This is a genomic window from uncultured Streptococcus sp., assembly GCF_963456385.1.
In the GTDB taxonomy this organism is placed as follows: domain Bacteria; phylum Bacillota; class Bacilli; order Lactobacillales; family Streptococcaceae; genus Streptococcus.
Window position 1 is genome coordinate 78,077 of sequence record NZ_CAUOLF010000011.1, and the last position, 9,963, is coordinate 88,039.

Sequence of the window (9,963 nt, forward strand, 5' to 3'; positions counted from 1 at the left end):
ATTTTTGCTGGATTTCAGAGCTAGACTTCGGATAAATATTAGCTAAAGTTTATTGAAAAATTAGGAGAATTGAGGTGAATTAAATTTGTGAAAAGCCTATAATTATGCTATAATAGGGATATTCTAAAGAAAGAGGGTGTAATTGTGGGATTTACAGATGAAACAGTACGTTTTAATCTCGATGATTCAAATAAAAAGGAAATTAGCGAGACTTTGACCGATGTCTACAAGTCGCTCAATGAAAAAGGATACAATCCAATCAATCAAATCGTGGGATACGTACTCAGTGGCGATCCTGCGTACGTACCTCGCTATAACAACGCCCGCAATCAAATCCGCAAATACGAGCGCGATGAGATTGTTGAGGAGTTGGTTCGTTATTATTTGAAAGGACAAGGCGTCGATCTCTAATGAGAATTATGGGATTAGATGTGGGCTCAAAAACGGTTGGGGTTGCCATTAGTGATCCTCTTGGTTTTACGGCTCAAGGACTGGAGATTATTCCGATTCATGAAGAAAAGGGCGAATTCGGCCTAGAGCGCTTGGGTGAGCTGGTGAAAGAGTATAAGGTTGATAAGTTCGTTATTGGCCTGCCTAAGAACATGAACAATACCAGTGGACCTCGGGTGGAGGCCAGTCAGGCTTATGGTCAGCGGATTGCTGAGCTATTTGGCCTGCCGGTTGACTATCAGGATGAGCGTTTGACGACGGTGGCTGCTGAGCGCATGCTGGTGGAGCAGGCGGATATTAGCCGCAGCAAGCGCAAGAAAGTTATTGATAAGCTAGCCGCGCAGCTGATTTTGCAGAATTATCTGGATCGAAATTTTTAGAAAAGAAATGAAGGAGACACTAGTATGACACATGATCATAACCATGACCACGAGCATGAAGAGCGTGAATTAATCACCTTGGTTGACGAGCAAGGGAACGAAACTTTATTTGAAATTCTTTTGACCATTGACGGTAAGGAAGAGTTTGGAAAGAATTATGTTCTTTTGATTCCGGCTAATGCGGAAGAAGATGAGAACGGTGAGGTAGAGATTCAAGCTTATTCCTTTACTGAAAATGAAGATGGCACAGAAGGCGACCTGCAGCCAATCCCAGAAGACTCAGATGCTGAATGGGATATGATTGAAGAAGTCTTCAACAGCTTTATGGAAGAGTAAGACTGGCCTAGCCTCGTTTCTAAAAAAGACAAGCGCAGGCGAGATGCTAGCTGAACTTGACAGATAAAGAAAGTAGCCAAGGCTTGGCTATTTTCCATCTCATATCATAAAGATTAGAAAGAGGAGCGAGTTGCAATTCAGATTTGAATTCTGCTTCGCTGCTCTTTTTTGGGTAAGAAAATGAATGAAATTGAAGAATGGCTGAACAGCCGAATTGGTCTAAACTTTCGTTCGGGACTAGGGCGGATGCAGCAGGCGGTGACTCTTTTGGGGAATCCTGAGCGGAGCTATCCAACGATTCATGTAACTGGTACAAATGGCAAAGGTTCTACTATTGCTTTTATGCGTCGGCTGTTTGCGGAGCATGGTTACAAGACAGGAAGTTTTACTTCGCCCCACATGATTAGTATTCATGATCGGATTTGTATCAACGGTCAACCGATTGCTTCAGCTGACTTTATCCGTTTGGGTCAAGAGGTTCAAAAGATGGAACAAGAACTGCTCAAAAGTCATGACCAGTTGTCCTATTTTGAAATTCTGACCTTGATTGCCTTTCTCTATTTCAAGGAGCAGGAAGTGGACATAGCCCTGATTGAGGTGGGAATCGGCGGACTCTTAGACACGACTAATGTCATTACGGGAGATATTGCGGTCATCAGTTCTGTGGGCTTGGACCATCAGGAGACTCTGGGAAGGAACTTGACGGCGATTGCGGAACAAAAGTCAGGGATTTTCAAGCCGGGGCGACCAGCGATCATCGGACCGCTGCCAGAGGAGGTACGATTGATTTGTGAGCAGAGAGCTGAGGAGCTGGGAATAGAGCTCTATCAGTATGGTCGCGATTTTTCTCTGACGAATCAGTCTTTTTCCAATTCGACTATGACCCTATCCAATCTTGAACTGGGTCTCAAGGGGGGCTATCAGGAGGAAAATGCAGGGCTGGCTTTGCAGGCTTTCCTGCTCTTCATGCAACAGCAAGGCTGGGAAATAGATTCTGCTAGGATTCGGACGGCCTTGCAGGAGACTCGTTGGGCAGGGCGTTTGGAAGAAGCCAGTCCAGGTATTTATCTTGATGGGGCCCATAATCTGCCTGCGTTGGAAAGATTAGTAGAGTTTATCCAGAGCCAAAATGATAAAGAGTGCCTGCTTCTTTTCGGTGCCCTCAAGCGTAAGGACTATAGCGCTATGCTGGCTTATCTGCGAGAGGCTCTGCCAGATGTTCAGTTGACGGTTACTTCCTTTTCTGATGGAGATTCCGTTGGCTCAGCAGAAGCAGAGGGCTTTCGATATGTAGAGGATTATCGGCAGCTTATTCAGAATTTTAAGGAGAGGCAAAACGATAATCAGCTGCTTTTCATTACGGGCTCTCTCTATTTTATTGCAGAAGTCAGAGCTTATTTGACAAGTTTATAAATTGACCGCCAGAGTCCCGCTTTGGTACAATAAAGACAGAAGAAAAAGGAGAATACTATGGCAATTTCTAAAAAGTTAATCTTTTCAGGTCTAACTGCTGCGGCTATTTTGGCCTTGGCAGCTTGCGGTTCTAATCAGAACCAGACGGCACCTTCCTCTCAGTCTCAGTCAGTCGCTTCCAGCAAGCCAGCAGAGTCTTCGCCGGTAGCTAGCACGTCTAGTGCTGCTAATAACAGCTCATCTGCTTCTGCATCCTCTTCCGAGCAAGCAGCCAATGGCGAGCTGGATGGCAGCTATCAGACAAGTCATGAAGGCGATCAGTTGACCTTACAGATTTCAGGCACTACTGGTCAGCTGACCAAGATCGAGCCTGATGGCGATCAGGAAATCGAACAGGTTCAGATTGATGCTACCAACCAGACTATGGTCATTGGGGATGATGTCAAGCGCTATCGCATTGAGGGCAATCAGCTGACTATCGAGGACCTTTCCCAAGAGCCTTATGATGATGATACACTGGTCTTTACGAAACAATGATGAAAGAGCCCTGTCTTAATAGGGCTTTTCCTTTTATCAGCTGCGGAAAGGGAGTGAAGGTCTGAGGCAGAGCAGTTTTCAAAAGCTGTCATAGTTTTTTCATCGGTCGGAAATGCGGTTTGCATTGATATAAACGTTGTTTTAAGGCGCTTTTACTGCTATACTAGAATATATGCAATGAGATAGGAGAGTGTATGACTTTCAGGAAATTCCGCTTATTAATGTCAAAATACGGTTTCAGCATCATTATTATGCTGCTGGAGCTGGTCTTTGTCTTTGTTGCGTTTTTCTATTTTAATGAGATTGCACCCAACTGGCTGTCAGTGGTCATGATTGTTTTCCTGTATATTGGGACCATTTTAGCCATTGTCAACCGCAATATGCCGCCGGAGAGTAAGGTGACCTGGCTCCTGATTGCTGTGGTACCGGTATTTGGCTTCCTGCTCTATCTGATGTTTGGCGAGCGGCGGCTGTCTAAAAAGGAAATGATCCAGCTGGAAAATATGGACTCTATGAAATTTCGTGAGGACAACAGCTACGATCTTCGTGTCCAGCTGAAAAAGAAAAACAAGTCGGCCTACGGCATTATCAAGTCATTACTGAGTATGGACAATAATGCGGATGTCTATGACGGTACAGCTTCTCGCTATTTTCCCATCGGTGAGGAGATGTTTGAGGCTATGTTGGAGGATCTGCGGGCTGCTGAGAAATTCATTTTTCTGGAATTTTATATCATTGATGAAGGGCTGATGTGGGACAGCGTTCTGGAAATCTTGGTCGAAAAAGCTGCGCAGGGCGTTGAAGTCAAACTGCTCTACGATGATATCGGCTGCATGGCCACTTTGCCAGGCGATTATACCCGTAAGCTGCGCAAGATGGGCATCGAGGCTTATCGGTTTAACAAGGTGATTCCGCGAATGACGGTATCCTACAACAATCGTGACCACCGCAAGATTTTGGTGATTGACGGTCAGGTTGGCTATACTGGCGGCATCAATCTGGCTGACGAGTATATCAATCATATTGTTCGTTTTGGACACTGGAAAGATGGCGGTGTCCGCTTGGAAGGTCGGGCAGTCAAGGCTCTGACGCGGCTCTTTCTCATGAACTGGTACATCAACCGCGGGGAAATCACAGACTTTGACAAGTACCATCTGGAAAATAAAGCTGTCGAAGGCAAAGGGCTTTACATTCCCTATGGTAGCGGGCCTAAGCCTATTTATAAGGGTCAGGTTGGCAAAACGGTCTATCAAAATATCATCAGTCAGGCTACGGATTATGTCTACATTACCACGCCTTATCTGATTATTGACTATGACCTGACGGAGGATATCAAGAATGCTGCTATGCGGGGAGTGGATGTCCGCATTGTGACTCCTTTCATTCCGGACAAGAAGCTGATTCAGATTGTTACCCGCGGAGCCTATCCGGATCTGATGGAAGCAGGGGTTAAGATCTTTGAGTACACGCCAGGTTTTATCCACAGTAAGAACGTAGTGGCTGATGATGAATTTGCTGTGGTAGGGACGATTAACTTTGACTACCGCAGTCTGGTGCACCATTATGAAAATGCAGTTCTGATGTACCATACGGAGAGTATCCCAGCTATCAAGGAAGATTTTGAAGCAATTTTTGAGGCTTCTGAGGAAATTCTTCCTGAAAATCTCGATAGCAGCTGGTATCGTCGCTTTATCAAAGAAATCATGCAGCTCTTTGCACCCATGCTCTAATGCCAGAGGTTGGCAAATTCTGCAGCAATATACAGAAAATCTGAGGCGGAAGTCTCAGATTTTTTGCTTGTGCTTTTTCTAATCGTATTGAGATGTGTTCTTGTCATTTTTGCTTTTATACTGGGACGGATTTTTGCTCTGTTTTTACGAATGTAAAAAATAAAGGAATTTTTTAAGATGACAATGGAGAAAATTTCCAGTCAGCCGCTTGCTTATGAAACGAGAGAATACCGCTGTTTTCGGGAATTGGAGGAGCTGGCTAGAAGCTATAATGCTCAGAAGAAGAGTCAAGAGAAAGCTGACAGGAGGACAGGAATTTGATATACTAGATGGGACTGATATCAAGGAGAATATTTTATATGCATGATACAACGGAAGAAAAAGTTTTAGAGGTTTCAGAGGAGCAGCTAACTAGGGCTGAAAGGTCTGAGCAAAAAATTACCAAGCCAGAGCCAACGCCCTATTTTTTGACGCTCTGGTGCAGTTTGGCTATCAGCCTGCTAAGTGTGGTCAATCCTTTTTTGACCAATCTAGCAACGAATTTACAAAGTCAGAATCTCTATGCCGGTTGGGCCATGGCTCAGGGGCAGGTGCCTTATTCGCAAATATATGGAACTAGTGGCCTGCTTTACTATCTGATGGCTTGGACCAGCAGTCTAGCTTTTGGGCAGCTTTTGTGGATGGTCTTTCAGACGCTGGTTCTGTGGCTGGCTGGACTTTTCCTGCACAAGACCTTGGTGCTCTTACAGCCTAAACAGGATTTATCGCGCAGCCTCCTGCTTCTCTTTTACCTGCTAGTCTTTGCCCTTGGATTTGGCGGTCTTTACTCTAGTATTTTTGTTCTGCCCTTTCTTTTTTGGAATCTATCTTTCTTGGTGCGCTATCTGCAGGATTCAATCAAGGATGAAAAGTTCATTCTATATGGAGCTTTTGGAGCTCTTGCTTTTATGATTGATCCGGTTTCCAGCCTAGTCTTCTACTCTTTGACTGCTCTGGTGCTTTTGGTCTACAATATCGCAGCCAAGCGTGCGGCTCGAGGCTTCTATCAGCTTTTAGCTGGTCTCTTTGGCTTCTCAGTGATTTTTTATCCTATCGGCTACTTTACTGTTGCCAATCAAACCTTTGGCCAGGCTATCAGTCAGGTGACCTATGCTTGGGATTCCATCAGCTTGATTGGCAGTCATAGTCTTTCTAATTTGATTTATTATGGCTTGCTGACGGTTGGTCTAGGTTTCATTTCTGCTTTGGGTACCAATCTCTTTTCAAGAGAAAAGGGGCAAGCAACCAGCCTGCGCGTCTTGCGCTTTATCGGTTTGCTAGGGCTCTTCATTACTGTCTTTGCGGCTTTTATCCTGCCAGATCAGGGCAGTTATCAATTGCTTCCTGCCCTGCCTTTTGCCATGATTCTTTTTGCTTTGTGGTTCAATAAAGGCAAGCAGCAGGCACCAGGGCGTCATCGTCGAGATCGCCGTCGTCCTACGATGTGGACTTCCTATCTCTCCGGTCAGTTCTTTCTGCCGCTCCTAGCCATCTTTTATCTGATTGGTTATCCTTTGGTGAATGAGTATATCCTTTCCAGCGGTGTATCTGCTGAAAGAAGTGAAGTGGCTCAGTATATTAAGGAAAAGACCAAGGATGGGGATACTATCTATGCCTGGGATACCTCGGCTAGTCTGTATCAAAAGAGCGGCCGCTTATCTGCTGTCTCTCTCTTGTCTCCAACTTTGTATGTGGGAACGGCTGAAAATCGTCTAGGTCTTCAGAAGGGACTTGAAAACAGCCAGCCCAAGTATATTTTGGTTAACAATGATGTCAAATTGCTATCAGATGTGAAGCAGCTAATTTCCCAAAATTACAAGGAAGCTGACCTCAAACTCGACCATTTCAAGCTTTATCAACTCAAGTAGTAAAAAATCAATATGTTGTGTCTAAAGTTAAAAATTAACTTTTTTGCCACAACATATTGATTTTTAATTTTAACGTGCTATAATGAGTCTTGTATCGACTTATTTAAAAAATACTGTTCTTTGGATGAACTGCTGTCGGAGATTTTTTGTAAATTTCTTAGCAGGGGATTGGTTTAAAGAGACTTGATTTGTCCTAGGGGCAGAGAAAAGGATGTGTTCGTGATGATTTTAAGGGAAGAGAAGTTTGAAACTGCTCCAGCGATTTATGTGGAGAAGCGGGATGGCCGTAGGGTGGCTTTTGATGTGTCAAAGATCTATAAGGCTATGGTGCGGGCAGCTCAGGAAGTCGGTCCGCTGAATCCGATGCTGGAAGCCAAGCTAGAAGCTATCACAGACCGCATTGTGGCAGAAATCAGCAGTCGCTTCGCTAAGTATGTCAAAATATATGAGATTCAGAATATCGTTGAGCATGAGCTTTTGAATGCCAAGGAATATGCCATTGCGGAGAATTACATCACTTACCGCACCCAACGGGATTTTGAGCGCTCAAAAGCGACTGATATCAACTTTACCATTGACAAGCTCCTTAACAAAGATCGTACGGTGGTTAACGAGAATGCCAATAAGGACAGCGATGTTTTCAATACTCAACGGGATTTGACGGCTGGGATTGTTGGCAAGTCCATTGGGCTTAAGATGCTGCCGCCTCATGTGGCCAACGCTCACCAGAAAGGGGATATCCACTACCATGATTTGGACTACAGCCCTTATACACCGATGACGAACTGCTGTCTAATTGACTTTGACGGCATGCTGAAAAATGGCTTCAAGATTGGGAATGCAGAAGTAGAGAGTCCCAAGTCTATTCAGACTGCGACAGCGCAAATCTCGCAAATCATTGCCAATGTAGCTTCCAGCCAGTACGGTGGCTGCTCAGCCGATCGGATTGATGAAGTCTTGGCGCCCTATGCTAAGCTTAATTACCAAAAGCATCTCAAGGATGCGGAGCAATGGGTTTTGCCTGATAAGCAGGAAGAGTACGCCTGGGCGAAATCCAAGAAAGACATCTACGATGCCATGCAGTCGCTGGAGTATGAGATTAATACTCTCTTTACCTCTAATGGTCAGACTCCTTTTACTTCGCTGGGCTTTGGTCTGGGCACCAATCGTTTTGAGCGGGAAATTCAGAAGGCCATTCTCAATATCCGTATCAAGGGACTGGGAAGCGAGCACCGCACAGCAATTTTCCCTAAGCTGATTTTCACCCTTAAGCGTGGACTCAATCTCGAGCCGGGAACCCCTAACTACGACATCAAAGAACTGGCTCTGGAGTGTGCCACTAAGCGCATGTATCCAGATGTGCTTTCCTATGACAAGATTATCGACTTAACTGGATCGTTCAAGGTACCGATGGGCTGCCGTTCTTTCCTACAAGGCTGGAAGGATGAAAACGGTCAGGAAGTCAATTCCGGTCGTATGAATCTAGGTGTCGTTACTGTCAATCTACCGCGGATTGCGCTTGAATCCGAGGGGGATTTGGATAAATTCTGGGAACTCTTTAATGAGCGGATGAATATAGCTGAGGACGCTTTGGTCTACCGAGTGGAGCGGACCAAGGAAGCCAGTCCAGCCAATGCGCCGATTCTTTATCAGTATGGGGCTTTTGGCCAACGCTTGGGCAAGTATGATCAGGTGGATCAGCTCTTTACTCACCGTCGTGCCACGGTTTCCCTAGGCTATATCGGTCTCTATGAAGTGGCAGCAGTCTTTTACGGCGGTAATTGGGAGACCAATCCTGAAGCCAAGGACTTTACGATTGCTATTGTCAAAGATATGAAGCGCCGGGTACAAGAGTGGTCAGATCAGTATGACTATCATTTCTCTGTCTACTCGACGCCATCTGAAAGTCTGACCGACCGCTTCTGCCGTTTGGATACAGAGAAGTTTGGGGTTGTTCCAGATATTACCGACAAGGAATACTATACTAACTCCTTCCACTACGATGTGCGCAAGAATCCAACGCCATTTGAAAAGCTGGACTTTGAGAAGATCTATCCTGAAGTGGGAGCTTCTGGTGGCTTTATTCACTACTGTGAATATCCTGTGCTGCAGCAAAATCCAAAGGCACTGGAAGCTGTCTGGGACTATGCCTATGACCGAGTTGGTTACTTAGGTACAAATACACCGATTGACCGCTGTTACAAGTGTAACTTTGAGGGAGATTTCACGCCGACCGAGCGGGGCTTCACCTGTCCAAACTGTGGCAACAGCGATCCCAAGACGGTTGATGTGGTCAAGCGGACCTGCGGCTACTTAGGAAATCCACAAGCCCGTCCGATGGTTAATGGCCGGCACAAGGAAATATCAGCTCGGGTCAAGCACATGAATGGCTCGACTATTAAGTACGAAGGAAATTAAGATGGGAAAGTATCAATTGGACGACAAAGGAAAGGCTCAGGTGCAGCGTTTCCATGAAAAACATTCGCAGGGAGGCAGCGGCAAAAAAGAACGATTGGCCAAACTGTGTCAGCAATTTTTAGAAAAGAACAAGAAACAATAGAAGTCAGAGTGGGGCGCAAGGCGGTCTCACTCTCTTCGTATCAGGAGGAAGTATGGAGCTGAGACGACCGGAACTAGAAGACAAGGAAAAGATTTTAGAGATGCTGGCTGACTTTGAAGCAGCTGGCAGCCGGCAGGATGGCTTCTTTGGCGGAGTGGATTTTGTCTACGAGGACTGGCTGGAGACGATTCAGCTAGCTGAGGCTGGTCTAGGCTTGCCGAAAGGTTTTGTGCCTTACGTTCAACTGGTTTCTTTTGCTGCGGATGGTCAGGCTGTGGGCTTTCTCAATCTGCGCTTGCGGCTCAATGGCTATTTGCTCCAAGAAGGAGGGCATATCGGTTATAGTATCCGTCCCTCTGCACGTGGGGAAGGATTGGCAAAAGAGCAGCTGCGACAAGGCTTGCAAGTAGCCAAAAGTAAAAATATTAAACGAGTCCTAGTGACTTGCGATGGTGACAATGGAGCCAGTCGAGCAGTGATTCTGGCTAATGGTGGAGCTTTAGAGGATATTCGAGGCGGGAAAGAGCGTTATTGGATTGATATAGATTGAGGAAAGCCTATGAAGTTACGACGACCAACTTTGGAAGATAAAGACGCGATTTTAGAGATGATTGCGGAGTTCGATGCAGCAAAATCCTATATGCACGGTG

The 9,963-nt window shown here is 45.5% G+C and carries 11 protein-coding genes and 1 pseudogene; all 12 read left to right on the forward strand.

Annotated features, from left to right (window positions below):
• Positions 1–144 precede the first annotated feature (144 nt).
• A complete protein-coding gene (locus RP262_RS06170; protein ID WP_002894075.1) occupies positions 145–411 on the forward strand; it encodes an IreB family regulatory phosphoprotein in 267 nt (88 codons plus the stop codon).
• Positions 411–830 carry a Holliday junction resolvase RuvX gene (ruvX, locus tag RP262_RS06175; protein ID WP_011837635.1) on the forward strand — a complete coding sequence of 140 codons (420 nt, stop codon included), beginning with the start codon at positions 411–413 and terminating at the stop codon, positions 828–830. The genes RP262_RS06170 and ruvX overlap by 1 nt, the downstream gene beginning before the upstream one ends.
• A gap of 24 nt (positions 831–854) precedes the next feature.
• Positions 855–1,166 (forward strand): DUF1292 domain-containing protein, encoded by a 312-nt coding sequence (locus RP262_RS06180; protein ID WP_002894073.1) that lies wholly within the window; start codon positions 855–857, stop codon positions 1,164–1,166.
• Positions 1,167–1,346: 180 nt separating this feature from the next.
• Positions 1,347–2,579, forward strand: coding sequence for a folylpolyglutamate synthase/dihydrofolate synthase family protein (locus RP262_RS06185; protein ID WP_311154583.1), 1,233 nt, complete (start codon positions 1,347–1,349; stop codon positions 2,577–2,579).
• Positions 2,580–2,636: 57 nt separating this feature from the next.
• Positions 2,637–3,116: an SP_0198 family lipoprotein gene (locus tag RP262_RS06190; protein WP_311154584.1), complete on the forward strand. Its 480-nt coding sequence runs from the start codon at positions 2,637–2,639 to the stop codon at positions 3,114–3,116.
• Between the two features lie 194 nt (positions 3,117–3,310).
• Positions 3,311–4,846, forward strand: coding sequence for a cardiolipin synthase (gene cls, locus RP262_RS06195; RefSeq protein ID WP_311154585.1), 1,536 nt, complete (start codon positions 3,311–3,313; stop codon positions 4,844–4,846).
• 177 nt (positions 4,847–5,023) lie between these two features.
• On the forward strand, positions 5,024–5,167 hold the full coding sequence (locus RP262_RS06200; protein ID WP_311154586.1) for a hypothetical protein: 144 nt from the start codon (positions 5,024–5,026) through the stop codon (positions 5,165–5,167).
• A 38-nt stretch (positions 5,168–5,205) separates the two neighbouring features.
• Complete coding sequence (locus RP262_RS06205) at positions 5,206–6,753, forward strand: heme transporter CcmD (RefSeq protein ID WP_311154587.1); 1,548 nt, start codon at positions 5,206–5,208, stop codon at positions 6,751–6,753.
• Positions 6,754–6,975: 222 nt separating this feature from the next.
• On the forward strand, positions 6,976–9,171 hold the full coding sequence (gene nrdD, locus RP262_RS06210) for an anaerobic ribonucleoside-triphosphate reductase (protein ID WP_311154588.1): 2,196 nt from the start codon (positions 6,976–6,978) through the stop codon (positions 9,169–9,171).
• 1 nt (position 9,172) lies between these two features.
• Positions 9,173–9,313, forward strand: coding sequence for a hypothetical protein (locus tag RP262_RS06215; protein ID WP_175859290.1), 141 nt, complete (start codon positions 9,173–9,175; stop codon positions 9,311–9,313).
• Positions 9,314–9,365: 52 nt separating this feature from the next.
• Positions 9,366–9,863: a GNAT family N-acetyltransferase gene (locus RP262_RS06220; protein WP_311154589.1), complete on the forward strand. Its 498-nt coding sequence runs from the start codon at positions 9,366–9,368 to the stop codon at positions 9,861–9,863.
• Positions 9,864–9,872: 9 nt separating this feature from the next.
• Positions 9,873–9,963 (forward strand): annotated as a pseudogene (locus RP262_RS06225) (GNAT family N-acetyltransferase); the annotation flags it as partial.

What these genes read in the sequence shown, in the direction of transcription:
- ruvX (WP_011837635.1), top strand. Translation starts at nt 411, where the DNA reads ATGAGAATTATGGGATTAGATGTGGGCTCAAAAACGGTTGGGGTTGCC.
- RP262_RS06180 (WP_002894073.1), top strand. Translation starts at nt 855, where the DNA reads ATGACACATGATCATAACCATGACCACGAGCATGAAGAGCGTGAATTA.
- RP262_RS06185 (WP_311154583.1), top strand. Translation starts at nt 1,347, where the DNA reads ATGAATGAAATTGAAGAATGGCTGAACAGCCGAATTGGTCTAAACTTT.
- RP262_RS06190 (WP_311154584.1), top strand. Translation starts at nt 2,637, where the DNA reads ATGGCAATTTCTAAAAAGTTAATCTTTTCAGGTCTAACTGCTGCGGCT.
- cls (WP_311154585.1), top strand. Translation starts at nt 3,311, where the DNA reads ATGACTTTCAGGAAATTCCGCTTATTAATGTCAAAATACGGTTTCAGC.
- RP262_RS06200 (WP_311154586.1), top strand. Translation starts at nt 5,024, where the DNA reads ATGACAATGGAGAAAATTTCCAGTCAGCCGCTTGCTTATGAAACGAGA.
- RP262_RS06205 (WP_311154587.1), top strand. Translation starts at nt 5,206, where the DNA reads ATGCATGATACAACGGAAGAAAAAGTTTTAGAGGTTTCAGAGGAGCAG.
- nrdD (WP_311154588.1), top strand. Translation starts at nt 6,976, where the DNA reads ATGATTTTAAGGGAAGAGAAGTTTGAAACTGCTCCAGCGATTTATGTG.
- RP262_RS06215 (WP_175859290.1), top strand. Translation starts at nt 9,173, where the DNA reads ATGGGAAAGTATCAATTGGACGACAAAGGAAAGGCTCAGGTGCAGCGT.
- RP262_RS06220 (WP_311154589.1), top strand. Translation starts at nt 9,366, where the DNA reads ATGGAGCTGAGACGACCGGAACTAGAAGACAAGGAAAAGATTTTAGAG.